Origin of the sequence: Streptomyces sp. NPDC001406 (assembly GCF_042895285.1) — a bacterium.
Lineage (GTDB): Bacteria > Actinomycetota > Actinomycetes > Streptomycetales > Streptomycetaceae > Streptomyces.
Window position 1 is genome coordinate 1 of record NZ_JBIAWG010000002.1, and the last position, 25712, is coordinate 25712.

The 25712-nt window shown below is 70.4% G+C and carries 15 protein-coding genes, 1 tRNA gene and 1 rRNA gene; 13 read left to right on the forward strand and 4 right to left on the reverse strand.

The features are described 5' to 3' along the window. The 3 genes from rrf to ACFY1J_RS04145 form a co-directional block, all read left to right on the forward strand. Nucleotides 1–95, forward strand: a 5S ribosomal RNA gene (gene rrf / locus ACFY1J_RS04135); the annotation flags it as partial. A 114-nt stretch (nucleotides 96–209) separates the two neighbouring features. Then, on the forward strand, nucleotides 210–872 hold the full coding sequence (locus tag ACFY1J_RS04140) for a DegT/DnrJ/EryC1/StrS family aminotransferase (RefSeq protein ID WP_390730836.1): 663 nt from the start codon (nucleotides 210–212) through the stop codon (nucleotides 870–872). A gap of 85 nt (nucleotides 873–957) precedes the next feature. Beyond that, a tRNA-Thr gene (locus tag ACFY1J_RS04145) sits at nucleotides 958–1030 on the forward strand. 61 nt (nucleotides 1031–1091) lie between these two features. On the opposite strand, the gene ACFY1J_RS04150 is transcribed toward ACFY1J_RS04145, so the two are convergent. Next, a complete protein-coding gene (locus ACFY1J_RS04150; RefSeq protein ID WP_390707587.1) occupies nucleotides 1092–3848 on the reverse strand; it encodes a SpoIIE family protein phosphatase in 2757 nt (918 codons plus the stop codon). Between the two features lie 395 nt (nucleotides 3849–4243). On the opposite strand from ACFY1J_RS04150, the gene ACFY1J_RS04155 reads away from it, so the two are divergent. The 10 genes from ACFY1J_RS04155 to ACFY1J_RS04200 all read left to right on the forward strand — a co-directional run bounded on the left by ACFY1J_RS04155 (nucleotide 4244) and on the right by ACFY1J_RS04200 (nucleotide 19055). Continuing rightward, on the forward strand, nucleotides 4244–9700 hold the full coding sequence (locus ACFY1J_RS04155) for a HAMP domain-containing protein (RefSeq protein ID WP_390730569.1): 5457 nt from the start codon (nucleotides 4244–4246) through the stop codon (nucleotides 9698–9700). Nucleotides 9701–9974: 274 nt separating this feature from the next. After that, nucleotides 9975–10658 carry a response regulator gene (locus ACFY1J_RS04160; RefSeq protein WP_363299495.1) on the forward strand — a complete coding sequence of 228 codons (684 nt, stop codon included), beginning with the start codon at nucleotides 9975–9977 and terminating at the stop codon, nucleotides 10656–10658. A gap of 124 nt (nucleotides 10659–10782) precedes the next feature. Further along, nucleotides 10783–13485, forward strand: coding sequence for a DNA translocase FtsK (locus ACFY1J_RS04165; RefSeq protein ID WP_390730570.1), 2703 nt, complete (start codon nucleotides 10783–10785; stop codon nucleotides 13483–13485). A 277-nt stretch (nucleotides 13486–13762) separates the two neighbouring features. After that, complete coding sequence (locus ACFY1J_RS04170) at nucleotides 13763–14602, forward strand: helix-turn-helix domain-containing protein (protein WP_390707584.1); 840 nt, start codon at nucleotides 13763–13765, stop codon at nucleotides 14600–14602. 92 nt (nucleotides 14603–14694) lie between these two features. Continuing rightward, nucleotides 14695–16170: a 30S ribosomal protein S12 methylthiotransferase RimO gene (rimO, locus tag ACFY1J_RS04175; protein WP_390707583.1), complete on the forward strand. Its 1476-nt coding sequence runs from the start codon at nucleotides 14695–14697 to the stop codon at nucleotides 16168–16170. Continuing rightward, nucleotides 16167–16940, forward strand: coding sequence for a CDP-diacylglycerol--glycerol-3-phosphate 3-phosphatidyltransferase (pgsA, locus tag ACFY1J_RS04180; RefSeq protein WP_390707582.1), 774 nt, complete (start codon nucleotides 16167–16169; stop codon nucleotides 16938–16940). Before rimO ends, pgsA begins: the two co-directional genes overlap by 4 nt. After that, nucleotides 16937–17482, forward strand: a complete 546-nt coding sequence (locus ACFY1J_RS04185) for a CinA family protein (RefSeq protein WP_390707581.1) — start codon at nucleotides 16937–16939, stop codon at nucleotides 17480–17482. Before pgsA ends, ACFY1J_RS04185 begins: the two co-directional genes overlap by 4 nt. Nucleotides 17483–17591: 109 nt before the next feature. Continuing rightward, the gene (locus ACFY1J_RS04190; RefSeq protein WP_053666341.1) at nucleotides 17592–17966 is read left to right on the forward strand and encodes a helix-turn-helix domain-containing protein; all 375 of its coding nucleotides are present in this window, start codon (nucleotides 17592–17594) and stop codon (nucleotides 17964–17966) included. A 200-nt stretch (nucleotides 17967–18166) separates the two neighbouring features. After that, nucleotides 18167–18637, forward strand: a complete 471-nt coding sequence (locus tag ACFY1J_RS04195; RefSeq protein ID WP_390707580.1) for a Dps family protein — start codon at nucleotides 18167–18169, stop codon at nucleotides 18635–18637. A 130-nt stretch (nucleotides 18638–18767) separates the two neighbouring features. Further along, the gene (locus ACFY1J_RS04200) at nucleotides 18768–19055 is read left to right on the forward strand and encodes a hypothetical protein (protein ID WP_390707579.1); all 288 of its coding nucleotides are present in this window, start codon (nucleotides 18768–18770) and stop codon (nucleotides 19053–19055) included. Here the strand turns inward: ACFY1J_RS04200 and ACFY1J_RS04205 are convergent. The 3 genes from ACFY1J_RS04205 to ACFY1J_RS04215 are packed head-to-tail and all read right to left on the reverse strand — an operon-like array spanning nucleotide 19003 to nucleotide 25621. Further along, nucleotides 19003–19767: an SDR family NAD(P)-dependent oxidoreductase gene (locus ACFY1J_RS04205; protein ID WP_390707578.1), complete on the reverse strand. Its 765-nt coding sequence runs from the start codon at nucleotides 19765–19767 to the stop codon at nucleotides 19003–19005. The two genes, ACFY1J_RS04200 and ACFY1J_RS04205, sit on opposite strands and share 53 nt — an antisense overlap. 32 nt (nucleotides 19768–19799) lie before the next feature. Beyond that, nucleotides 19800–20642 (reverse strand): Fpg/Nei family DNA glycosylase, encoded by an 843-nt coding sequence (locus ACFY1J_RS04210; protein ID WP_390707577.1) that lies wholly within the window; start codon nucleotides 20640–20642, stop codon nucleotides 19800–19802. 44 nt (nucleotides 20643–20686) lie between these two features. Further along, on the reverse strand, nucleotides 20687–25621 hold the full coding sequence (locus tag ACFY1J_RS04215; protein WP_390707576.1) for an ATP-dependent helicase: 4935 nt from the start codon (nucleotides 25619–25621) through the stop codon (nucleotides 20687–20689). Nucleotides 25622–25712 lie beyond the last annotated feature (91 nt).

The window sequence follows — 25712 nt, forward strand, 5'->3', positions numbered from 1 at the left end:
AAACGCCCGGTTACATTCCGAACCCGGAAGCTAAGCCTCACAGCGCCGATGGTACTGCAGGGGGGACCCTGTGGGAGAGTAGGACACCGCCGAACTAATTTTGAAAGGGTCGGTCCCCGAACTTCGGTTCGGGGACCGACCCTTTTCTGGTATGCGTAACTTGACGTTCACGTTCCGGCCGGAGCATCCACAGCATGGGTACTGCTGCAATGCTCAGGGCCGCCGGCGTCGGAGTCGGTGACGAGGTCGTCGTGCCGGCCTTCGGGAACGTGGAAGTCGCCGAGGCCGTGACGCTGGCCGGCGCGCTCCCGGTGTTCGCCGACATAGACCCGGTGACGTACTGCCTGGACGTGTCGGCCGTCGAAGCGGCCATAACTCCCCGCTCCGCGGCCGTTGTTGTCGTCCACCGCTTCGGACGGCGGGCCGACATCGCGCGGTTGCACGGTGTCGGGCAGCGGCACGGGCTCCTGGTGCTGGAGCAGGGGGAGTCCGAGGCGCCGTACGACGAGATCGCGCAGCGCAGGGAGCGTGCCGCGTTCCTGGACGGCAAGCTGCGGGGCGTATGGACCCCCGACGGCGGTGACGGACACACGTACCAGCAGTACGTCGTGCGGGTGCCCGGGAACGGGCGGCCGGACCGTGACGCCTTCGCGCGCGCCGTGCGGGCCAAGGGAGTTGAATGCCGGGTGCCGGTCAAGACGCCCGTGCACCGGCTGCCGGAGTACCGGCGGTGTGTGTCGCTGCCGGAGACCGAGCGGGCCGCGGACGAGACGCTGGCGCTGCCCGTGGACGCGTCGTTGACGAAGCGGGAAATGCAGCGGGTCGTATCCGCGTGCAATGCCCTCGGGGGACTTCTTCAGCCCGCCTTCTGACGATCACTGAACGGGTTTGGGAACACGGCTCTGTTCGGGGTATGATCTATTCCGTTGCCGCGAGGGAAACCTCAAAAGGTGACAGGCCCCTATAGCTCAGTCGGCAGAGCGTCTCCATGGTAAGGAGAAGGTCAACGGTTCGATTCCGTTTGGGGGCTCAGCCAAAAGGTCCCGCCCACATGGGCGGGGCCTTTTTCATGCCCCGGTGCGGCCCTGGTCCTAGTCCACGTGGAGGCCGGGTACCCGCATCGCCAGGATTGCCATGTCGTCGGACGGGGCGTCGGAGGCGAAGCGCTCCACCGCGCGCATGATGCGTGCCGCGACCGCTCCCGCCGTGAGGCCGGTGCACGTGGTGAGGACGTCGGCGAGGCCGTCGTCGCCCAGCATGCGGCTGCCCTCGCGGCGCTCAGTGACACCGTCCGTGACGCAGAGCAGGACATCTCCCGGGTCGAGGGTGACCGTCTGCTCGTACAGCTCCAGGTCCTCGATGACACCGAGCAGTGGCTGGGGTTCGGCCGCGGCCTCCACCGTGCCGTCCTGGCGCAGGCGCAGCGGCAGCGGGTGGCCGGCGCAGACGACCTTCAGTTCCGCGCTGCCGTCCTCCTGGGGGCGCATCTCGCCGTACAGGAGCGTCAGGAAGCGGCTGCGGGCGCCCTCGTCGAGGATCGCGGAGTTCAGGCGCTCCAGGACGGCCGGGCCGCTGAGGCCCTCGCGGGCCAGCAGGCGCAGGGCGTGCCGGGCCAGGCCCGTCACCGCCGCCGCGTTGGGGCCCGTACCGCAGACGTCGCCGATGGCGAAGCCGTAGGCGCCGTCGCGGATCGGGAAGACGTCGTAGAAGTCACCACCGACCTCGTTGCCCTCGCCGGCCGCGCGGTAGATGACCTCGACCTCGACGCCCTCGATGGTCGGGAGTCCCGGTGGCAGGAGGCTGCGCTGGAGGGACTGGCTGATGGCCGTGCGCTCCGAGTAGAGGCGGGCGTTGTCCAGGGCCAGGGCGGCCCGGCGGGACAAGTCCTCTGCCAGTTCCAGGATTTCCTGGCGGAAGTGTTCGTCGGTCGGCTTGCCGAGCGTCAGCATGCCGATGACGCGGTTGCGGGCGACGAGCGGCAGGACGACCGTCTCGCCGCCGACCGCGGAGGCCGTCGCGAGGGTCGGGCCGATGCCCGAGGCGACCTGGTGGGTCGGGCCGCCGGTCAGGCCGAGGCTGCGCATCGAGCTGCGCAGGGCGGCTTCGTGGGCGGCCTCGCCGGGAGCCGTCCAGACGCGGGCACCGGGCGTGGGTACCGGGTCGGGCGGGGAAATCTTGGAGAGCAACGACTTGATGCCGTCGATGAGTTCCTCGTCCTCGTGCAGGACGTACGACAGATACGGCTCGGAAGCCTGGTCGGCGATGGTGTAGACGGCGCACCAGGTGGCGAGGGTGGGGACCGTCATCTGGGCCATCAGGGCCAGGGTCTGGTCGCGGTCCAGGGTTCCGGCGAGCAGGTCGGAGGCCTCGACGAGGAAGCTGAGCGAGCCGCGGCGCAGGCGCTCCAGCTCGCCGAGGCGGGCCGATTCGACGGCCAGGGCGATGCGGTCGGCGGCGAACTGGAGGCGCAGCGCCTCCTCGTTGGAGTATCTGCTGGGGGCCTCGGCCGCGACGCCGAGGGAGCCGGTCAGACGGCCCTCGACCTTCAGTGGAACCGTGACGACCGAGCGCATGCCCGTGGCGTTCAGCAACGGGACGGCGCCCGGTACGGCCGCCAGGTCGTCGTGTACGGCCGGCATCCGGGCGGAGCCGTAGCGGCCGGGGCCGGCCTCGACGGGGACTCGGGCGAAGCGCTGGCGGGCGGAGGGCAGGCCGGTGGAGGCGCGGACCTCCAGCTCCGTTTCGTCGTCCGTGGCCAGCAGGAGGAACGCGGAGTCGCCGTCGAGCATGTCCCGGGCGCGCTCCACCGTGCGCTGGAGGAGGCCGTCGAGGTCGTCCGGGGCGGGGGAGCCGATGAACACCTCGAAGGGGTCGGTGCTCTGTCCATCGGAGGAGGCGGGCGCGTCGGAGGCCGGGACGCGCAACGGCGTCTGGAGGACCGCGCGTTCGTGGTCCCGTACCAGGAGGCAGACCGTGGAGGGCTCGCCGCCGGTGTCGCGGACGCGGAGGTGGGAGGCGTACACCGGCGTCACCCGGCCGTCCGCGCCCCGGATTCCGTAACTGCCCTCCCAGCGCGAGAGTTGGAGCGCCTCCGCGATGCCGGTGCCGGTGCCCGGGGTGTGCGGCCAGGCCGCGAGGTCGGTGAGCGGCCTGCCGGTGACCTGGTCGGCAGGATGGCCGAAAAGTTCCTCGGCGTCCTCGTTCCAGGCGCTGACGGAGCCCTTGCGGTCGATCTGGACGACCGCGACGCGGACCCTGCCGTCGGCGAGCGGGAGGAGGTCGGCGGGGAGGGACGGGCCCGCGGCCCGGGTGCCCAGCGGGCGCTCCGGGAGGTCGAGTTGGAACCAGACGTTCTTGTGGGTGGGCGTGTACTCCACGCCCCAGCGGCCGGCCAGGGCGGCGCAGAGCTGCAGGCCCCGGCCGCCCTCGCGGTCGGGGCTGCCCATGTTGACGGCCGAGCTCTGGAGCGGGACCTCGCGTTCCGGGTAGCGGTCGGCCACTTCGATGCGTACGCCGTCCTCGCTGCGCAGGCACAGGACGTCGGCGTGGGTGCCCGCGTGCACCACGGCATTGGTCACCAACTCGCTGGTGAGGACCACGGCGTCGTCGACGATGTCGGCGAATCCCCATCCCTGGAGGGTGTCGCGGACGAAGGACCGGGCGGTCGCGACCGACCGTCCGACGGGCTCGAAGTTGGCGGCCGCGCGCGCGGTGATCACAGAACTCCTCGACCGGTTGTCGATGTGGTGGGCGCCGTGTCCGACCTGCTCGTGCCGCTGGTGCGGCATCTGCGTGCCCGTCGGACGCGGCTCCGGGGACTGTCCCCCGGGGATCACTCCCGTGGTCATGGTCTGCGGCCGCCCCTCCGATGCGCGCTCGTTCTCGTGCCACCGCCCAGGCCGGACGGACCGGTGCGGCTGGACAGCCGCATGCAAGGTTACTTACCTTCGCCGTCCGATCGGATGCCGGTCGTCGGTGTTTACGCCCTCAGAGTGTGCGGACGATGTGCGAAGCTGCCGAACTGTTATGGCCGGGTTCAGCAGGGGTGAAACACTGGGCAAGCTTCTGGTGAAGGTCCGGCCAGACTGAGTGTGTTCCGTGTACGGAGGGCAGCAGCCCCTGGTGTGGCCGGAACACATCTGGCAGAAATACGCAGCAGTAACCGGTACGCCGAGGTAACCGGTACACCGAGCAGAAGTGCCCGAGCACGGCAGTAACGGTCGACCCCTGCGGGAGGGACACAGTGGAGTCTGGCGAAGCGACGCGTGGAACGAAGACGCGCGCGAAAGGCGGACAGTCCCTGAGCAAGCAGCGCAACGGGACGACGGTGGTGGACACGGCTGCCCTGAACCGTCTGCTGGTCGCTCTCGTCGCGATGCGTGACGGGAATTTCCGCAAGCGGCTCACGGTGTCCGGTGACGGCGTGATGTCGGAGATCGCCGCGGTTTTCAACGAGGTCGCCGACCGCAACCTGCATTTGACGGGTGAGGTGTCGCGCGTGCGGCGCATGGTCGGACGTGAGGGAAAACTCACGGAGCGGCTGGAGACGGGGGCCTGTGAGGGCTCCTGGGCGGCCGCCATCGACGCCTCCAACGCGCTCGTGGACGATCTCGTACGGCCCGTCTCCGAGGTCGGCCGGGTGCTGACGGCGGTGGCAGAGGGCGATCTGTCGCCGCGGATGGAGCTGCGGACGCAGGCGCCGGACGGGACCGGGCATCCGCTGCGCGGTGAGTTCCTCAGGGTCGGGCGGACCGTCAACAATCTGGTCGACCAGCTGTCGACGTTCACCGACGAGGTCACGCGTGTGGCCAGTGAGGTCGGCACCGAGGGCAAGCTGGGCGGTCAGGCCCGGGTGCGCGGTATGTCCGGTTCGTGGAAGGACCTGACGGAATCCGTCAACACGATGGCGAACCGGCTGACCGCGCAGGTCCGCGACATCGCCCTGGTGACCACCGCGGTCGCCCGGGGTGATCTGTCACGCAAGGTCACCGTCCATGTGGCCGGCGAGATGCTGGAGCTCAAGAACACCGTCAACACGATGGTGGAGCAGCTGTCCTCCTTCTCCTCCGAGGTGACGCGGGTCGCGCGCGAGGTCGGCACCGAGGGCATTCTGGGCGGTCAGGCGCAGGTGCCCGGGGTGGCCGGTGTGTGGAAGGAGCTCACCGACTCCGTCAACACGATGGCGGGCAACCTCACCGCCCAGGTGCGCGGAATCGCCCAGGTCACCACGGCCGTCGCCAGCGGTGACCTGTCGCAGAAGGTGACCGTCCCGGCACGTGGCGAGGTCGCTCAGCTCGCCGAGACGATCAACCAGATGACCGAGACGCTGCGGATCTTCGCGGACGAGGTCACGCGCGTGGCCAACGAGGTCGGTGCCGAGGGACGGCTCGGCGGTCAGGCCAATGTGCCGGGTGCCGCGGGCACCTGGAAGGACCTGACGGACTCCGTCAACACGGTCTTCCGGAACCTGACCACGCAGGTGCGGGACATCGCCGCCGTGACGACGGCGGTTGCCAGTGGTGATCTGTCGCAGAAGGTCACGGTCGACGTGGCCGGCGAGATGCTGGAGCTGAAGAACACCGTCAACGGGATGGTCGACCAGCTGTCGTCGTTCGGTGCCGAGGTCACGCGCGTGGCGCGGGAGGTCGGTGTCGAGGGTGAGCTGGGCGGTCAGGCGCAGGTGCCGGGCGCGGCCGGTACCTGGAAGGACTTGACGGACTCCGTCAACACTGCATTCCGCAACCTCACCGGCCAGGTCCGCAATATCGCCCAGGTGACCACGGCGGTGGCCAACGGTGATCTGTCGCAGAAGGTCACGGTCGACGTCTCCGGCGAGATGCTCCAGCTGAAGAACACCGTGAACACGATGGTGGACCAGCTGTCGAGCTTCGCCGACCAGGTCACGCGCATGGCCCGGGACGTGGGCACGGAGGGCCGGCTGGGCGGTCAGGCCCGGGTGGACGGCGTCTCGGGCACATGGAAGGAGTTGACCGACTCCGTCAACTTCATGGCGGGGAATTTGACCTCGCAGGTGCGGCAGATCGCCCAGGTGACGACGGCGGTGGCCCGGGGCGACCTGTCCCAGAAGATCGACGTCGACGCGCGCGGCGAGATCCTCGAGCTGAAGAACACGATCAACACGATGGTCGACCAGCTCTCCGCCTTCGCCGACCAGGTGACCAAGGTGGCCCGCGAGGTGGGCACGGACGGCCGTCTCGGCGGGCAGGCGCAGGTGCCCGGTGTGGCCGGTGTGTGGCGTGACCTGACGGACTCCGTGAACGGCATGGCGGGCAACCTCACCGCCCAGGTGCGCAACATCGCCCAGGTCGCGACGGCGGTGGCCCGGGGTGACCTCTCCCAGAAGATCACCGTGGACGCGCGCGGGGAGATCCTGGAGCTCAAGAACACCCTGAACACGATGGTCGACCAGCTGTCGTCGTTCGCCCAGGAGGTCACGCGGGTGGCCCGCGAGGTGGGTACCGAGGGCATCCTGGGCGGTCAGGCCGAGGTGCAGGGGGTCGCGGGCACCTGGAAGGACCTCACGCAGTCCGTGAACTTCATGGCGAACAACCTGACCATCCAGGTCCGCAACATCGCCGAGGTCACGACCGCGGTCGCCAAGGGCGACCTGTCCAAGAAGATCACTGTTGACGCGAAGGGCGAGATCCTTGAGCTCGTCACGACGGTCAACACCATGGTTGATCAGCTGTCCAGTTTCGCCGAGCAGGTGACCCGGGTGGCCCGTGAGGTGGGCACGGAGGGCATCCTGGGCGGTCAGGCGCACGTTCCGGGTGTCACGGGCATCTGGAAGGACCTCAGCAACAACGTGAACCTGATGGCCAACAACCTGACCATGCAGGTGCGCAACATCTCCCAGGTCTCGGCGGCCGTCGCCAACGGCGATCTGACGCGGCAGGTGACGATCGAGGCGCGGGGCGAGGTGGCCCAGCTCGCCGACACCATCAACACCATGGTCAAGACGCTGAGTTCGTTCGCGGACCAGGTCACCAAGGTGGCCCGTGAGGTGGGCACGGACGGCATCCTCGGCGGTCAGGCGCATGTGCCGGGTGTGGCGGGCACCTGGAAGGACCTCACCGAGTCGGTGAACCAGATGGCGTCCAACCTGACCGGTCAGGTGCGCAACATCGCCATGGTGACCACGGCCATCGCCAAGGGCGACTTGACGAAGAAGATCGACATTGACGCCCGTGGTGAGATCCTCGAACTCAAGACGACGATCAACACCATGGTTGATCAGCTGTCCAGCTTCGCCGAGGAGGTCACTCGGGTCGCCCGCGAGGTGGGCACGGAGGGACAGCTCGGCGGCCAGGCACGGGTGCGTGACGTGGACGGCACCTGGCGCGACCTCACCGAGTCCGTGAACGAGATGGCCGGAAACCTGACCCGGCAGGTGCGCGCCATCGCGCGCGTGGCGACCGCGGTGACCCGCGGCGACCTGAATCTGAAGATCGACGTGGACGCGTCCGGCGAGATCCAGGAGCTGCAGGACTACATCAACAAGATGATCGCCAACCTGCGCGACACCACCATCGCCAACAAGGAGCAGGACTGGCTCAAGGGCAACCTCGCCCGCATCTCCGCGCTGATGCAGGGCCGCCGCGACCTGGACGACGTGGCCTCGCTGATCATGAGCGAGCTGACCCCGGTGGTCTCCGCGCAGCACGGCGCGTTCTTCCTCGCCATGCCGCTGGTCGACGGCAAGGACCCGAGTACGGAGGGCGAGGACGCGTACGAGTTGCGCATGCTCGGTTCGTACGGCTACTCGATGGGCTCCATGCCGACGTCGTTCCGGCCCGGTGAGGCGCTGATCGGGACGGCCGCCCAGGAGAAACGCACGATCCTGGTGGAGAACGCGCCCAGCGGCTATCTGAAGATCTCCTCCGGGCTCGGCGAGGCCCCGCCCGCACAGGTGATCGTGCTGCCGGTGCTGTTCGAGGGCAAGGTGCTCGGCGTCATCGAACTGGCCTCCTTCACGCCGTTCACGCAGATCCAGAAGGACTTCCTCAACCAGATCGCCGAGATGATCGCGACCAGCGTCAACACCATCTCCGTCAACACCAAGACGGAGGTGCTGCTGAAGCAGTCGCAGGAGCTGACCGAGCAACTGAGGGAGCGGTCGGCCGAGTTGGAGAACCGGCAGAAGGCGCTCCAGTCGTCCAACGCCGAACTGGAGGAGAAGGCCGAGCTGCTGGCCCAGCAGAACCGCGACATCGAGGTGAAGAACACCGAGATCGAGGAGGCGCGGCAGGTCCTGGAGGAGCGCGCGGAGCAGCTCGCCGTGTCGATGCGCTACAAGAGCGAGTTCCTCGCCAACATGTCGCACGAGCTGCGTACGCCGCTCAACTCGCTGCTGATTCTGGCCAAGTTGCTCGCCGACAACGCCGAGGGCAACCTCTCCCCGAAGCAGGTCGAGTTTGCCGAAACGATCCACGGCGCCGGCTCCGACCTGCTCCAGCTGATCAACGACATCCTCGATCTGTCGAAGGTCGAGGCGGGCAAGATGGACGTCTCCCCGACGCGTATCGCGCTGGTCCAGCTCGTCGACTACGTGGAGGCCACCTTCCGGCCGCTGACCGCCGAGAAGGGCCTGGATCTGTCCGTGCGGGTGTCGCCGGAGCTGCCGGCCACGCTGCACACCGACGAACAGCGCCTCCTGCAGGTGCTGCGCAACCTGCTGTCCAATGCGGTGAAGTTCACCGACTCCGGGTCGGTGGAGCTGGTGATCCGGCCGGCCGGCGCGGGTGTGCCGATGGCGATCCGGGAGCAGCTGCTGGAGGCGGGGTCGGTCAACGACCCGGACGCGGAGCTGATCGCGTTCTCCGTGACCGACACCGGTATCGGAATCGCGGCGAGCAAGATGCGGGTGATCTTCGAGGCCTTCAAGCAGGCGGACGGCACGACCAGCCGCAAGTACGGTGGCACGGGCCTCGGGCTGTCGATCTCGCGGGAGATCGCACAGCTGCTCGGTGGTGAGATCCATGCGCAGAGCGAGCCGGGACGAGGTTCGACGTTCACGCTGTATTTGCCGCTGCACCCGAGCGAACTGCCGCCGCAGGGCTATCAGCAGCCGGTGCCCGCGCTGGAGACGGGCGACCTGGTCGCCTCCGCGGCGCAGCTGGCCGAGTTGGCCCATGCGGACGTCGAGACGCCGGCCGAGGTGAAGTCGTACCAGGAGACGCAGAACGGCGCCGCCGCCCTCTTCCGGCGCCGCCGGCGGGGCGCTCCGGGGGCCGAGGAGCGGACGGAGGCGTGGACGGTCGGCGATCAGCTCGCGGCGCCCAAGGCGCACCGCGTGGTGCGGTTCGGCGGCGAGAAGGTGCTGATCGTCGACGACGACATCCGCAATGTGTTCGCGCTCACCAGTGTTCTGGAGCAGCACGGCCTGTCCGTGCTGTACGCCGAGAACGGCCGCGAGGGCATCGAGGTACTGGAGCAGCACGACGACGTGGCGGTCGTGCTGATGGACATCATGATGCCCGAGATGGACGGGTACGCGACGACCACGGCGATCCGCAGGATGCCGCAGTTCGCCGGGCTGCCGATCATCGCGCTGACCGCGAAGGCCATGAAGGGCGACCGGGAGAAGGCAATCGAGTCGGGTGCATCCGATTATGTGACGAAGCCGGTCGATCCCGACCACCTGCTGGCGGTGATGCGGCAGTGGATGCGAGAGGAGTGACGGGGGCGCGCGGGCTCGGGGCGAACGCTGTGGGAACCTTCGGTGTACGAGCGGAGTTGTTGACTCAGGGTGGCCGAACCCGTGTAGAAGTGCGAGATTCGGGGAACCTTCTGGTCTCCCGCTGCGTTTCTGCTACGTGCACAGTGACATCGCGGTGACAGGGTGTGGCGACGGTCGGGGTGCGGCTACGATGACCGGCACAAGGACGGGCGGCGATAGGGAGTCGTCCCCTGGGGCGGCGCCCGGTGTACCGCCGGGGCGAGGAGGGCGGGCCATGGTGCAGAAGGCCAAGATCCTCCTGGTCGATGACCGGCCGGAGAATCTGCTGGCGCTGGAGGCCATCCTCTCTGCGCTCGATCAGACGCTGGTGCGGGCATCGTCCGGGGAGGAAGCGCTCAAAGCACTGCTCACGGACGACTTCGCGGTCATTCTGTTGGACGTTCAGATGCCGGGCATGGACGGTTTCGAGACCGCCGCGCACATCAAGCGGCGGGAGCGGACCCGGGACATCCCGATCATCTTCCTCACCGCGATCAACCACGGCCCGCACCACACCTTCCGCGGATACGCGGCGGGCGCGGTCGACTACATCTCCAAGCCGTTCGACCCATGGGTGCTGCGCGCGAAGGTGTCCGTGTTCGTCGAGCTGTACATGAAGAACTGCCAGCTGCGGGAGCAGGCGGCGCTGCTGCGGCTCCAGTTGGAGGGCGGCGGCAAGGGCGCGGTCGGCGCCGGCAAGGAGTCGGCGGGGCTGCTCGCCGAACTTTCCGCGCGTCTCGCTGCCGTCGAGGAGCAGGCCGAGGCGCTGTCCAAGCAGCTGGACGACGACTCCGCGGACGCGGCCGCGGTGGCCACTGCGGCCCATCTCGAACGCAAACTCACCGGGTTGCGCCGCGCACTCGACGCCCTGGAACCGGGCACGGGCACCGGTGCCCCCTCGGTCCCCACGCAGAACTGACGCCCGCCTCGGCCGCAGTTGCGCATGAGGGCGCGTCAGTTTTGCGCCCCGGAAAGGGCGACACGATCGGGTGAAGCACCCGGCACGCGTGTCCACTGTCGTCTCCACCGGTAATCTCACTTCCATGGCCTCACGTCCCTCCGCAGCCAAGAAGCAGCCAGCCAAGAAGGCGGCCGCTCCCGCGAAGGCACCGGCGAAGAAGGCCGCCGCGAAGAAGGCCGCGGCGAAGAAGTCGGCCCCGCCGCCGAAGCCGGCGCCGAGCCCCACCGGGGGCATCTACCGGCTCGTGCGCGCCCTCTGGCTCGGGCTCGCGCATGCCGTGGGCGCCGTCTTCCGCGGCATAGGGCAGGGCGCGAGGAACCTCGACCCGGCGCACCGCAAGGACGGCGTGGCACTCCTGCTGTTCGGCATCGCGCTGATCGTCGCCGCCGGCACCTGGGCCGATCTGCGCGGTCCCGTCGGCGACCTCGTCGAGATCCTGGTGACCGGCGCCTTCGGGCGTCTCGACCTGCTCGTGCCGATACTGCTCGCGGTCATCGCGGTGCGCTTCGTCCGCCACCCCGAGAAGCCCGAGGCCAACGGCCGCATCGTGATCGGCCTGTCCGCGCTCGTCATCGGCGTGCTCGGCCAGGTCCACATCGCCTGCGGTTCACCCGCACGCAGTGACGGCATGCAGGCGATAAGGGATGCCGGTGGCCTCATCGGCTGGGGCGCGGCGACCCCGCTGACGTACACGATGAGCAAGGTCCTCGCCGTACCGCTGCTGGTCCTGCTCACGGTCTTCGGGCTGCTCGTCGTCACCGCCACCCCGGTCAACGCCATCCCGCAGCGGCTGCGGGCCCTCGGCGTGCGGCTCGGTGTCGTACACGATCCCGTGGAGGACGACCTCACCGAGGACGACGAGCGCTACGAAGACCAGTGGCGCGAGTCGCTGCCCGCGCGCCCCCGCAGGCGCCGGAGCGCCCCCCAGGACTACGACCCCGACGGCGCCGAGCACGAGGCCCTCGCCAAGCGCCGCGGCCGCCCCAGGCGTTCCGCGGTGCCGCAGCCCGCGATGGACCGGCAGCTGGACGCCGTGGACATCGCCGCGGCGGCCGCCGCCGACCTCGACGGCGCCGTGCTGCACGGCATGCCGCCCTCTCCACTGGTGGCCGACCTCACCCAGGGCGTGAGCATCGGCGACCGCGAGGACACGACACCGACACCGACCCCCACCCCCGTCCCGGCCCCGGCGCGGCGGCCCCGGCAGGAGAAGCTCGCGGTCGAGCAGGCCGTACCCGACCTGACCAAGGCGGCCCCCGAGGAGGCGCGCGACCTGCCGCCGCGCGCCGAGCAGCTCCAGCTGTCCGGCGACATCACCTACTCCCTGCCCTCGCTCGACCTCCTCGCCCGCGGCGGACCCGGCAAGGCGCGCAGCGCCGCCAACGACGCGGTCGTCGACTCCCTGCGCCAGGTCTTCGCCGAGTTCAAGGTGGACGCCGACGTCACGGGCTTCACGCGCGGACCGACGGTCACCCGTTACGAGGTCACGCTCGGCCCCGCGGTGAAGGTCGAGCGGATCACCGCGCTCACCAAGAACATCGCGTACGCCGTCGCCAGCCCGGACGTGCGGATCATCAGTCCGATCCCCGGCAAGTCGGCGGTCGGCATCGAGATCCCGAACACCGACCGGGAGATGGTCAACCTCGGTGACGTGCTGCGCCTGGCGGACGCGTCCGAGGACGACCACCCGATGCTGGTCGCGCTCGGCAAGGACGTCGAGGGCGGCTATGTCACCGCCAACCTCGCGAAGATGCCGCACATCCTGGTCGCCGGAGCCACCGGTTCCGGTAAGTCCTCGTGCATCAACTGTCTGATCACGTCCGTCATGGTCCGCGCGACCCCCGAGGACGTCCGGATGGTCCTCGTCGACCCCAAGCGCGTCGAACTGACCGCCTACGAGGGCATTCCGCACCTGATCACGCCGATCATCACCAACCCGAAGCGGGCCGCCGAGGCGCTCCAGTGGGTCGTACGGGAGATGGACCTCAGGTATGACGACCTGGCCGCGTTCGGCTTCCGGCACATCGACGACTTCAACGAGGCGATCCGCAACGGCAAGGTGAAGCTGCCCGAGGGCAGTGAACGGGAACTCCAGCCGTACCCGTACCTGCTGGTGATTGTCGACGAGCTCGCCGACCTGATGATGGTCGCGCCGCGGGACGTCGAGGACGCGATCGTGCGTATCACGCAGCTCGCGCGCGCTGCCGGTATCCACCTGGTGCTGGCCACGCAGCGCCCCTCGGTCGACGTCGTCACCGGTCTGATCAAGGCCAACGTGCCCTCGCGGCTCGCCTTCGCGACCTCGTCCCTGGCCGACTCCCGCGTCATCCTCGACCAGCCCGGCGCCGAGAAGCTCATCGGCAAGGGCGACGGTCTGTTCCTGCCGATGGGCGCGAACAAACCGACCCGTATGCAGGGTGCGTTCGTGACCGAGGAAGAGGTCGCCGTCGTCGTCCAGCACTGCAAGGACCAGATGGCGCCGGTCTTCCGGGACGACGTCACCGTGGGCACCAAGCAGAAGAAGGAGATCGACGAGGACATCGGCGACGACCTCGACCTGCTGTGCCAGGCGGCCGAACTGGTGGTCACCACGCAGTTCGGCTCGACGTCCATGCTCCAGCGCAAGCTGCGCGTCGGCTTCGCCAAGGCCGGGCGGCTGATGGACCTGATGGAGTCCCGGAACATCGTCGGACCCAGCGAGGGCTCCAAGGCGCGCGACGTTCTGGTGAAGCCCGATGAGCTGGACGGCGTCCTCGCTGTGATACGCGGGGAGTCTGAAGGGTAGGGATATGTCCGCCCGGCGGAACGGTTGGAGCCGGGTGGAGACACGGTCGTGATCCACCCGTTAGTGATCCGCGGGCAACCGTTTCCCTGCAACGTACGTCAAGTTGAGCGAAAGGACAGGCGCGGGTACCACACTGGGTTCGTGCCTGGCCCGTCATCGGGATGACCGGCCATACCGATGGCGTACAAAGTCATACCGCCCGGTTGCCTCACCCTTTCGTACCCCCCCTAGACTGAACCTCCAGCACAGGTGGCTAAAACGCTCGAAAGGCGCCCCCGTGTCCATCGGCAACTCCCCTGAAGACGAGCGTCCGTTCCACGACGTATCCGAGGAAGCCCGCACCTCGGTCGGGCGCGCCCTCCAGCAGGCGCGCATCGCGGCCGGGCTCACCGTCGACGACGTCAGCAGTGCCACTCGCGTCCGTATCGCCATCGTGCATGCCATCGAGGCCGACGACTTCGTTCCCTGTGGCGGAGACGTCTACGCCCGCGGGCACATCCGGACCCTGGCCAGGGCCGTGCACATCAACCCGGCCCCGTTGATCGAGCAGTACGACGCCGAGCACGGCGGGCGTCCCGCGCCGACCCCGGCCGCCCCGCTGTTCGAGGCGGAACGTATCCGCCCCGAGCGTCGCGGACCGAACTGGACCGCGGCGATGGTCGCCGCGATCGTCGTCGTGATCGGCTTCGTCGGCTTCACCGTGTTCAAGGGCGGCGACGACGGCAGCAACGCCAAGGACGAGGTGGCCCAGGGCGCCTCGCCGACGGCCGACAAGTCCGCCTCGCCCACACCGAAGAAGAGCAAGCCCGCCGGCAAGCCCGAGCCGTCGGACAGTGCCATCGCGGCCGCGCCGCAGGACAAGGTCACGGTCCAGGTGAGCGCCGTCAACGGGCGCAGCTGGATCTCGGCCAAGGACCACAACGGCCGGATGCTCTTCGACGGGCTCCTGAAGAAGGGCGACTCGAAGACCTTCCAGGACAGCTCGAAGATCAACCTCATCCTGGGCGACGCCGGCGCGATCCAGCTCTACGTCAACGGCAAGAAGATCGAGGACGCCTTCCAGCCGGGCGCCGTGGAGCGCCTGACGTACACGAAGGGCGACCCCGAGGTCGGATAAGAGGTTCGATCGGTCGAGAACGCACGGGGTTGGCCAAGATCGGCCAACCCCGTCGACGTGGGCTGTCAGTGGGACGAAGTAGTCTTGAGCCCATGCCTGAACGCCGTACCGTCGCACTCGTCACTCTCGGCTGCGCCCGTAACGAGGTGGACTCGGAGGAGCTCGCAGGCCGTTTGGAGGCGGACGGCTGGCAGCTCGTGGAGGACGCCTCGAACGCCGATGTCGCCGTGGTCAACACCTGTGGTTTCGTCGAGGCCGCCAAGAAGGACTCCGTCGACGCCCTCCTGGAGGCCAACGACCTCAAGGAGCACGGCAGAACCCAGGCCGTCGTGGCGGTGGGCTGCATGGCCGAGCGGTACGGCAAGGAACTCGCCGATGCCCTCCCCGAGGCCGACGGCGTGCTCGGCTTCGACGACTACGCGAACATTTCCGACCGCCTGCAGACCATTCTGGGCGGCGGCATCCACGCCGCCCACACCCCGCGCGACCGGCGCAAGCTGCTGCCGATCAGCCCGGCCCAGCGCCAGGACTCGGCGACCGAGGTGGCCCTGCCGGGTCACGGCGCTCCCACGGACCTCCCCGAGGGCCTGGCCCCGCAGTCCGGCCCCCGTGCGCCCCTGCGCCGCCGGCTGGACGGCGCCCCGGTCGCCTCGGTGAAGCTTGCCTCCGGCTGTGACCGGCGCTGCTCCTTCTGCGCCATCCCGTCCTTCCGCGGCTCCTTCATCTCCCGCCGCCCGAGCGATGTGCTGAACGAGACGCGCTGGCTGGCCGAGCAGGGCGTCAAGGAGATCATGCTGGTCTCCGAGAACAACACCTCGTACGGCAAGGACCTGGGCGACATCCGTCTCCTGGAGTCCCTGCTGCCCGAGCTCGCCGAGGTCGACGGCCTGGAGCGGGTGCGCGTGAGCTACCTCCAGCCGGCCGAGATGCGCCCGGGTCTGATCGACGTGCTGACCTCCAACCCGAAGATCGCCCCGTACTTCGACCTGTCCTTCCAGCACTCCGCGCCCGACGTGCTGCGCTCGATGCGCCGCTTCGGCGACACCGACCGCTTCCTGGAGCTCCTCGACACCATCCGCGGCAAGGCCCCGCAGGCCGGCGTGCGCTCCAACTTCATCGTCGGCTTCCCCGGCGAGAGCGAGGCCGACCTGGCCGAGCTGGAGCGCTTCCTGAACCATGCGCGCCTGGACGCCATCGGTGTTTTCGGCTACTCCGACGAGGAGGGCACGGAAGCGGCGACGTACGACGACAAGCTCGACGAGGACGTCGTCGCCGAGCGGCTGGCCCATATTTCGCGGCTGGCCGAGGAGCTCGTCTCGCAGCGGGCCGAGGAGCGCCTCGGCGAGACCGTGCACGTGCTCGTCGAGTCCGTCGACGAGGAGGAGGGCGTCCACGGCCGTGGGGCGCACCAGGCCCCGGAGACGGACGGCCAGGTTCTGCTCACGAGCGGCGAAGGTCTGTCCGTCGGTCGTATGGTCGAGGCGAAGGTGGTCGGTACGGAGGGTGTCGACCTCGTGGCCGAGCCCCTGCAGGGCTCGTTCGCGTGCAGTGAGGAGGCGGGCAGATGACCGGAGTACCGGCATCCGCCGCGGGCGGTTCCCCGGGCGCGCAGGGCGCCACCGGCTCCGCCGCCGCTTCCGGTGCCGCCCCCGGCTCTGCTTCTGCCTCTTCCGCTTCCGGTGAGGGCGCCGAGCCGCAGGGCGGGGCGAGGCCCGCGCGCGGCGGGAAGCTGGCGGCCGCGGCCGTCAACGAGGCCAGCCTGTGGAACGTGGCGAATCTGCTGACCATGCTCCGGCTGGTTCTCGTCCCCGGCTTCGTGGCGCTCATGCTGGCGGGCGGTGGCTATGACCCGGCGTGGCGCTCGCTGGCCTGGGCCGCCTTCGCCATCGCCATGATCACCGATCTGTTCGACGGCCATATCGCGCGCACGTACAACCTCGTCACCGACTTCGGGAAGATCGCCGACCCCATCGCCGACAAGGCGATCATGGGAGCGGCGCTGATCTGTCTCTCCGCGCTGGGCGATCTGCCGTGGTGGGTGACGACGGTCATCCTCGGCCGGGAACTGGGGATCACGCTGCTGCGCTTCCTGGTCATCCGGTACGGCGTCATTCCGGCGAGCCGCGGCGGCAAGCTCAAGACCCTCACCCAGGGCGTGGCCGTGGGGATGTACGTGCTGGCACTGACGGGGTGGCTGGCGACCCTGCGGTGGTGGGTGATGGCCGCGGCGGTCGTCCTGACCGTGGTGACCGGCGTCGACTATGTGAGACAGGCCATTGTGCTGCGCAGGCAGGGAATCGCCGAACGCAAGGCGGCGTCGGAGGAGACGGAAGCGTGAATTCTCCGGCCGCCGAACTGGTGCGACTACTCACGGTGAGGGGCGAGACGCTCGCCGTCGCCGAGTCGCTCACCGGCGGTCTGGTCGCGGCGGAGATCACAACGGTCCCCGGGGCCTCCAAGGTCTTCCGTGGGTCGGTCACCGCCTACGCCACCGAACTGAAGCATGAGCTGCTGGGCGTCGACGCCACCCTGCTGGCCCAGTTTGGTGCGGTGGATCCGCAGGTCGCGGCCCAGATGGCGGCCGGAGTGCGGAAGGCGCTGGGGGCGGACTGGGGCCTTGCGACGACCGGTGTGGCCGGTCCCGAACCACAGGACGGCAAGCCCGTCGGGACGGTCTTCGTGGCCGTCGACGGCCCCTTCGGGGCGCACTCCGGTTCTGCCGGTGGCGGAAAAGTGGAGGCCCTGCGGTTGAACGGCGACCGCGCGGAAATTCGTATGGAGAGTGTACGGAGCGTACTCGCACTGCTCCTGAAGGAGCTCGCGGGCGAACAGACCGGGAATGAGCGGGCACAGGATACGGAACAGAACGGGGGGTTTTGATGTTTGCAGCCCTGAGTGAACACGACATCGCTCCCCGCACGGCCGCGGCGCGAGGCGGTACGGTGGGGCGTGAAGGATGCGGCTACGCGGTCCGAGGAGGGAGCCACCGATGATTCTGCTCCGTCGCCTGCTTGGTGACGTGCTGCGTCGGCAGCGCCAACGCCAGGGCCGTACTCTGCGCGAAGTCTCCTCGTCCGCCCGAGTCTCACTCGGCTATCTCTCCGAGGTGGAGCGGGGGCAGAAGGAGGCTTCCTCCGAACTGCTCGCCGCCATCTGCGACGCGCTGGACGTACGGATGTCCGAGCTCATGCGGGAAGTGAGCGACGAGCTCGCCCTCGCCGAGCTGGCCCAGTCTGCCGCGGCCACCGAGCCCGTACCCACGCCGGTTCGCCCGATGCTGGGTTCCGTCTCGGTGACCGGTGTGCCACCGGAGCGGGTGACCATCAAGGCGCCTGCCGAAGCGGTGGACGTGGTCGCCGCGTGACATTCACGCGCGTGGCTCTGTGACGCAACACGTGTGAGGCCCCGGCCGGGGCTTCTCCGGGGAGACCCGGGGGAGTGCCGCCGGGGCCTTCGTGTGGTGCGCCACACCTTCTGGTGGTCCGGTTTGCGTCCATTTGCCGGTATGGGGTGGGGCCGTCATGGTGGAGGGACGTGGCGGGGCGGAGCCAACGGAGGATGCGCATGTACGTCGTGAAGAGCACGTTGTCCGACGCGGACCGCAAGACCGTGTCCGAGGCACTGCAGGGTGCGCTCGTCGACCTGGTGGACCTCTCGCTGGCCGCGAAGCAGATCCACTGGAACATCGTCGGTCCCCGCTTCCGGTCGATCCACCTCCAGTTGGACGAGGTGGTCGACTCCGCCCGCACCCACTCCGACACGGTGGCGGAGCGGGCGTCCACACTGGGAGTCCCGCCCGACGGACGCGCCTCCACGGTGGCGGCCGGGAGCGGCATCGGGGCGACACCCGCAGGCTGGGTCAAGGACACGGACGCGGTGGGGACGCTCGTGGATGCACTCGGACGGGTGATCACACGGATGCGGGAGCGGATGGAGGCGACCGGGAAGGCGGACCCGGTGTCGCAGGACATCTTCATCTCGATCACGGCGGATCTCGAGAAGCACCACTGGATGTTCCAGGCGGAGAACGCATGAGCGTGCCCTTGACGACGGCTGCCGCCCGGACATCCAGCCGTGTTGTCGCCCTGTGTTGCATCGATGAGCCCTTGGTGCGCCTCCCCGGAGCGTGAGGCGGCGTTCTAGCGTCCGGCTGGAGGTGGCGGCCATGGTGGGGCGGATAGTGCGGTGGGGGGCTGCTCTGGGGCTCGGGGTGGTGTGGTGGTGGGCCGTGCTGCGGCTCGCGTCGGGGGCGGACACGGGGGTGCTGGAGGCAACCGTGGTGGCAGGCGGGTGGGGGCTGAGCCTGCTGCCGGTGCACTGTGTGCCCAAGATGCGGGCACGGAGGGCCGTGGGCCCGGGGCGATGGGTGGCGGCCTGGCGGACGGGGAGTGTGACGACCGCTACCACGGCATCGCCACACCCCCGTTCGGGCGCAGGATCTGACCCGTCGTGAACGACGACGCGTCGCACGCCAGGTAGAGCACGGTATGCGCGATGTCGTCCGGCTCGCCGACCCTGCCGAGCGGTGACATGCGGGCCATCCGCGACTCGACATGCGTCTGCGTCTCGCGGTCGTGGCGCTCGGTCATGGGCGTGCGGACCCAGCCCGGTGCGACGGCATTGACGCGAATGCCGTGCCGGCCGACCTCGTTCGCGAGGGTCTTCGTCAGCTGGACCACGGCCGCCTTCGCCGCGCCGTAGCAGAGCAGCCCCGGTCCGCCGGTGTCTACGGCGCCCGAGGCCATGGTGATGATGCTGCCCGCGGTGCCCTGGGCGAGCATCAGCCGGGCCGCCTCCTGGCAGGCGTGCAGCACACCCTTGAAGTTGACGTTCAGCACCCGGTCCAGATCCTCGTCCCGGGTCTCCAGGACCGGGCTGCTGTGCATGATCCCGGCGATCGCCGCCATCACGTCCAGGCGCTCGCAGGACCGCACGGCCTGCGCCAGCTGCGCCCGGTCGGTGACGTCGAGGGGATGGGTGCGGGCGCTGCCGCCCCGGTCCTTGATCAGGGTGGCCGTGCCGTGCAGCCCGTCCGCGTCAAGGTCGGCCAGGTGCACGGTCGCACCCGCCTCGGCGAGCAGGACGGCGGAGGCCCGGCCGATGCCCCCGGCGGCGCCGGTGACGAAAGCGGTGCGTCCGGTGAGGTCGTACGCCTTGACGGGCATGAAGCGACGGTACGAGCGTTTCTGACGGGTCGTCAATTACCTGTACGGGGGCGGATTCGACGGGCCTGCGGAGAGCCTTGCGCCGGGGCGGGGCCCTGCTGGCAGCCCGGGCACCAGTAGGTGGGGCGCTCCCGGGAGCCGTCGCCCTGGTCGGCCGCGCGGACCGGGGTGTGGCAGCGCAGACAGGGGCGGGGTGCGCGGCCGTACACGAACAGGTCCTGGCCGCGCCGGCCCGTGGTGCTGCGCACCGGGCGGTCGCGGTTCGCCTCCAGGAGCTTCTTGGCGAGTGCGGGCAGCTTGGCGGTCCGGTCGGCGGGCAGCGCGCCCACCGGGAGCCAGGGGGTGGCGCCGAGCAGGAAACAGAGCTCGCTCTTGTAGATGTTGCCGATGCCTGCCAGATTGCGCTGGTCGAGCAGGGCCTCCCCGAGGGGGCGGGCGGGGTCCGCGAGGAGATTGGCCAGGGCCTGGTCGGGGTCCCAGTCCGGGCCCAGGAGGTCGGGGCCGAGGTGTCCGACGGCGCGGGACTCGTCGGTGGTGCGCAGGAGGTGGAGGACCGGGAGGCGGTATCCCACGGCGGTGCGCTCCGCGTTGCCGAGGATCACGCGGATCTGGTGGGCCGGGCCACCGCTCCAGCGCTGGGCGTTGCCGTAGACCTTCCAGGAGCCGTCCATCATCAGGTGCGAGTGCAGTGTCAGGCCGCCCTCGACGCGGGTGAGCAGGTGCTTGCCGCGCGGGGCGACCTCCAGGACCGTACGGCCGGTGAGGTCGACCGTGGCGTACTTGGGCACCCGCAGGTCGCTGCGGGTCAGCACCCGGCCCGCGAGCGCTTCGTGCAACCGCCTCGCGGTCTGCCAGACCGTGTCACCCTCGGGCATGGCTCAAGGGTGACATGCCGGTCGTCGCGCCGTTGCCCCGCGGATCATGCTCTGAGCCGCAGTCCGCGCGGGGTCGCGATGAAGCCCGCTCCTTCCAGGAGGGCGCCGATGGGGGAAGTCAGGGCCGAGGCGCCGTTGACCCGCTCCACCGTGACCGTGCCGAGGGTGCCCGCGCGGGCGGCCGCCGCCAGGGCTTCCGCGGCTGTCCGCAGGCGGGGGTCGTCGCCCGCCTCGGTGTCCGGGGCGGAGGGCCAGGCCAGCAGCGTCTTGCCGCCGCGCTCCATGTAGAGCGTCAGCTCGCCGTCCACCAGCACCACCAGCGAGCCCGCCTTGCGCCCCGGCTTGTGCCCGGCCCCGGTCGGCGGCTCGGGCCAGGCGAGGGCGGCGCCGTAGGCGTTGGCGGGGTCGGCCGCGGCGAGTACGACGGCCCGCGTGTCGGCGGCGGGCGTACGGGTACGCCGGTCGCCGTAGCCGTAAGGGGTGGCCGGACCGCCCCGAAGGCCGCCGTAACCGGGCGCGGCGAAGTCCCGGGGGGAGACGTAGTCGCCCGGTGCGGTGCGGTGGTCCGCCGGCCGGTCGAGGTCGCTGTCGAAGTCGGCGTCGAGGGCGGTCAGGTCGAATCCGGTGTCGGCCTGGCCGAAGGGGGCGGGGAATGCGGTGTCGTCCGGTAGCCCGAAGCCCGGTGAGCCGCCGTTTCCGGGGCCCGTACCGGGCAGGCCCTCGCCCCGCTCGCGGGCATTGGCCACCGCGCGCAGGCGGTCCACCGCCCCGTCCATCGCGAACTGGGCCGCACCGAGCCCCTCCACGACATAGCCGCGTCGTGCCTGGCCGCTCTCCTCGAAGGCGGACAGGATCCGGTACACGGCGGAGAAGCCGCCCTCGACGCCCTCCGCCGAGACCGCTCCCCGGGTGACCACGCCGTGCCGGTCGAGGAGCGTGCGGGCCAGGGCGTGGGCGCGCACGGTGGCGTCCTGCTCACGCTGGGGGAGTAGCGACCAGCGGCCGGCCACGGTCGGCGGGCCGGTGCGCGAGGCGGTGCGGGCGGCCGCGGTCAGGGAGCCGTAACGCCCGCGCGGGACCGTGCGCTTGGCGCGATGGGCCGTGGAGCCCGCGGTGCGGCCGGAGCCCAGGACGGAGCGCATCGGGGCGAGGGTGTCGTTCGTGAGCCGTCCGGACCAGGCCAGGTCCCAGATGGCGTCGGCCAGTTGCGGGTCGGTGGCGTCGGGGTGCGTGGTGGCCCTTACCCGGTCGGCGATCTGACGGAAGAACAGGCCGTAGCCACCGGACAGCGCGTCCAGGACGGACTGGTGAAGTGCGGTCAGCTCCAGGGGATGGGGCGGTGGCAGGAGCAGCGGAGCCGCGTCCGCCAGGTGGAGGGAGACCCAGCCGTCCTTGCCGGGCAGCGCGCCCGCGCCTGCCCACACCACCTCGCCCGCGGCGGTGAGTTCGTCGAGCATCGCCGGGGTGTAGTTCGCGACGCGGGACGGCAGGACCAGCTTCTCCAGGGCGGACGCGGGCACGGACGCACCTTGCAACTGCTCGATGGCACGCACCAGTCCGTCGATGCCGCGCAGCCCGTGGCCCTTGCCGATGTGCTGCCACTGCGGCAGGAACTGCGCCAGCGCGGCGGGCGGCACCGGCTCCAGCTCGTGCCGCAGGGCGGCCAGCGAGCGGCGGCGCAGTCGGCGCAGCACGGCCGCGTCGCACCACTCCTGGCCGATCCCCGCCGGGTGGAACTCGCCCTGCACGACACGGCCGCCCGCGGCGAGCCGCTGCAGGGCGCCCTCCGTGACCGCCACGCCCAGGCCGAAGCGGGCCGCCGCCGTGGCCGACGTGAACGGGCCGTGTGTGCGGGCGTATCGGGCCAGGAGGTCGCCCAGCGGGTCCTTGACCGGCTCGGTGAAGGCCTCCGGGACGCCGACCGGCAGCGCCGTGCCCAGGGCGTCGCGCAGCCGGCCCGCGTCTTCGACGGCCGCCCAGTGCTCGGCGCCGGCGATCCGCACCCGGATGGCCCGGCGGGCTCCGGCCAGCTCCCGGGCCCACTGCGGTTCGGCACCCCGCTCGGCCAGCTCGGTGTCCGTGAGCGGCCCCAGCATCCGCAGCAGATCGGCGACGCCTTCGACGTCCTTGGTGCGGCGGTCCTCGGTGAGCCACTGGAGCTCCCGCTCCAGTTCGGTCAGCACCTCTGCGTCCAGCAGCTCGCGCAGCTCCGCCTGGCCCAGCAGCTCGGCCAGCAGCCGTGAGTCCAGGGAGAGCGCCGCGGCACGGCGCTCGGCGAGCGGGGAGTCGCCCTCGTACAGGAACTGGGCCACATACCCGAACAGGAGGGAGCGCGCGAAGGGGGACGGCTCGGGGGTGGTGACCTCGACCAGGCGCACCTTGCGGGATTCCAGGTCGCCCATCAGCTCGACGAGGCCGGGGACGTCGAAGACGTCCTGGAGGCACTCGCGGACCGCCTCTAGGACGATCGGGAACGAGCCGAACTCGCTGGCCACCTGGAGCAGCTGGGCCGCGCGCTGGCGCTGCTGCCACAGCGGGGTGCGCTTGCCGGGGTTGCGGCGCGGCAGCAGCAGCGCGCGGGCGGCGCACTCGCGGAACCGGGACGCGAACAGGGCCGAGCCGCCGACCTGGTCGGTGACGATCTGGTCGACTTCGCCCTTGTCGAAGGCGACGTCCGCCGCGCCGACCGGAGCCTGGTCGACGTCGACCGCCGTGTGGAAGGGGGCGCCGGCCTTCCGCGGCTCCTGGTCGAGCAGGTCCAGGCCCATCAGGTCGACGTCGGGTAGTCGCAGCACGATGCCGTCGTCGGCGTGCATGACCTGCGCGTCCATGCCGTACCGCTCGGAGAGGCGGGCGCCGAGGGCGAGCGCCCACGGGGCGTGGACCTGCGCGCCGAACGGGGAGTGCACGACGACGCGCCAGTCGCCCAGTTCGTCGCGGAAGCGCTCCACGACGATCGTCCGGTCGTCCGGGACGTGGCCGCAGGCCTCGCGCTGCTCGTCGAGGTAGGACAGGACGTTGTCCGCGGCCCAGGCGTCGAGGCCCGCGGCGAGGAGACGCAGGCGGGCGTCGTCCTTGGGCAGCGAGCCGACCTCGCGCAGGAACGCGCCCACCGCGCGGCCCAGTTCGAGCGGGCGGCCCAGCTGGTCGCCCTTCCAGAAGGGGAGGCGGCCGGGCACTCCGGGGGCGGGCGAGACCAGGACGCGGTCGCGCGTGATGTCCTCGATGCGCCACGAGCTGGTGCCGAGCGTGAACACGTCACCGACCCGGGACTCGTAGACCATCTCCTCGTCGAGCTCGCCGACCCGCCCGCCACCCTTCTTGGGATCCGCCCCGGCGAGGAAGACCCCGAACAGACCGCGGTCGGGAATCGTGCCGCCGGAGGTGACGGCGAGGCGCTGGGCGCCCGGGCGGCCGGTGATCGTCCCGGTCACGCGGTCCCACACCACGCGCGGGCGCAGCTCGGCGAAGGCGTCGGACGGGTAGCGGCCCGCGAGCATGTCGAGGACCGCCGTGAACGCCGATTCGGGGAGCGAGGCGAAGGGCGCGGCGCGGCGGACCGCGGCGAGCAGGTCGTCGAACTGCCAGCTGTCCAGGGCCGTCATCGCGACAAGCTGCTGCGCGAGCACGTCCAGGGGGTTGGCGGGCACCCTCAGGGACTCGATGGAGCCGGAGCGCATCCGCTCGGTGACCACCGCGGCCTGCACGAGGTCGCCCCGGTACTTCGGGAATACCACGCCGGTGGAGACCGCGCCCACCTGGTGTCCCGCACGGCCGACCCGCTGCAGGCCGGAGGCCACCGACGGCGGGGACTCGACCTGGACGACCAGGTCCACCGCACCCATGTCGATGCCCAGTTCGAGGCTGGAGGTGGCCACCACGGCGGGCAGGCGGCCCGCCTTCAGGTCCTCCTCGACCAGGGCGCGCTGCTCCTTGGAGACGGAGCCGTGGTGCGCGCGGGCGATCACCGGCGGCGCGCCCTGGGCCGCGCCCGAGCCGCCCATCAGCTCGGCGGGGGAGTGGTGCTCCTCCAGGGGCTCGCCGGTCGCGCGCTCGTAGGCGATCTCGTTGAGCCGGTTGCACAGCCGCTCCGCGAGGCGGCGGGAGTTCGCGAACACGATCGTCGAGCGGTGGGCCTGGACCAGGTCGGTGATCCGCTCCTCGACATGCGGCCAGATCGAGGGCCGCTCGCCCTCCTTGTTGCCGTCGGCCACCGGGGAGCCGCCCAGCTCGCCCAGGTCCTCGACCGGGACGACGACGGAGAGATCGAACTCCTTGCCGGACTTCGGCTGGACGATCTCCACCTTGCGGTGCGGGGAGAGATAGCGGGCCACCTCGTCCACCGGGCGGACCGTCGCGGACAGGCCGATGCGGCGGGCGGGTCGCGGCAGCAGCTCGTCCAGCCGCTCCAGGGAGAGCGCCAGATGCGCGCCGCGCTTGGTGCCCGCGACCGCGTGCACCTCGTCCAGGATCACCGTCTCCACGCCGGTCAGCGCATCGCGCGCGGCCGACGTCAGCATCAGGAACAGGGACTCCGGGGTGGTGATCAGGATGTCCGGCGGGCGCGTGGACAGGGCGCGGCGCTCGGCGGCCGGGGTGTCGCCGGAGCGGATGCCGACCTTGACCTCGGGCTCGGGCAGGCCCAGGCGCACGGACTCGTGGCGGATACCGGTCAGCGGGCTGCGGAGGTTGCGCTCGACGTCGACCGCGAGGGCCTTCAGCGGGGACACGTACAGAACGCGGCAGCGCTTCTTCGGGTCGGCCGGCGCGGGCGTCGAGGCGAGCTGGTCCAGCGCGGCGAGGAAGGCGGCCAGCGTCTTGCCGGAGCCGGTCGGGGCCACCACCAGCACGTCCGAACCCTCGCCGATGGCCTGCCACGCGCCCGCCTGGGCCGCGGTGGGCGCGGAAAAGGCCCCCGTGAACCAGCCGCGGGTCGCGGGGGAGAAGCCGTCGAGGGCTCGATGTGCGGAGCTGACCATGCGTCCATCCTGCACCCGCGCACTGACAATCCCGCTGACCTGGGAAAACCCGACCGAACCCGATGGCCCGGCCCGGCCGTGGGCGGCCGCC

Coding starts and splice junctions, on each gene's coding strand:
- ACFY1J_RS04140 (WP_390730836.1), top strand. CDS start 210: ATGCTCAGGGCCGCCGGCGTCGGAGTCGGTGACGAGGTCGTCGTGCCG.
- ACFY1J_RS04150 (WP_390707587.1), bottom strand. CDS start 3,848: ATGACCACGGGAGTGATCCCCGGGGGACAGTCCCCGGAGCCGCGTCCG.
- ACFY1J_RS04160 (WP_363299495.1), top strand. CDS start 9,975: ATGGTGCAGAAGGCCAAGATCCTCCTGGTCGATGACCGGCCGGAGAAT.
- ACFY1J_RS04165 (WP_390730570.1), top strand. CDS start 10,783: ATGGCCTCACGTCCCTCCGCAGCCAAGAAGCAGCCAGCCAAGAAGGCG.
- rimO (WP_390707583.1), top strand. CDS start 14,695: ATGCCTGAACGCCGTACCGTCGCACTCGTCACTCTCGGCTGCGCCCGT.
- pgsA (WP_390707582.1), top strand. CDS start 16,167: ATGACCGGAGTACCGGCATCCGCCGCGGGCGGTTCCCCGGGCGCGCAG.
- ACFY1J_RS04190 (WP_053666341.1), top strand. CDS start 17,592: ATGATTCTGCTCCGTCGCCTGCTTGGTGACGTGCTGCGTCGGCAGCGC.
- ACFY1J_RS04195 (WP_390707580.1), top strand. CDS start 18,167: ATGTACGTCGTGAAGAGCACGTTGTCCGACGCGGACCGCAAGACCGTG.
- ACFY1J_RS04200 (WP_390707579.1), top strand. CDS start 18,768: ATGGTGGGGCGGATAGTGCGGTGGGGGGCTGCTCTGGGGCTCGGGGTG.
- ACFY1J_RS04205 (WP_390707578.1), bottom strand. CDS start 19,767: ATGCCCGTCAAGGCGTACGACCTCACCGGACGCACCGCTTTCGTCACC.
- ACFY1J_RS04210 (WP_390707577.1), bottom strand. CDS start 20,642: ATGCCCGAGGGTGACACGGTCTGGCAGACCGCGAGGCGGTTGCACGAA.
- ACFY1J_RS04215 (WP_390707576.1), bottom strand. CDS start 25,621: ATGGTCAGCTCCGCACATCGAGCCCTCGACGGCTTCTCCCCCGCGACC.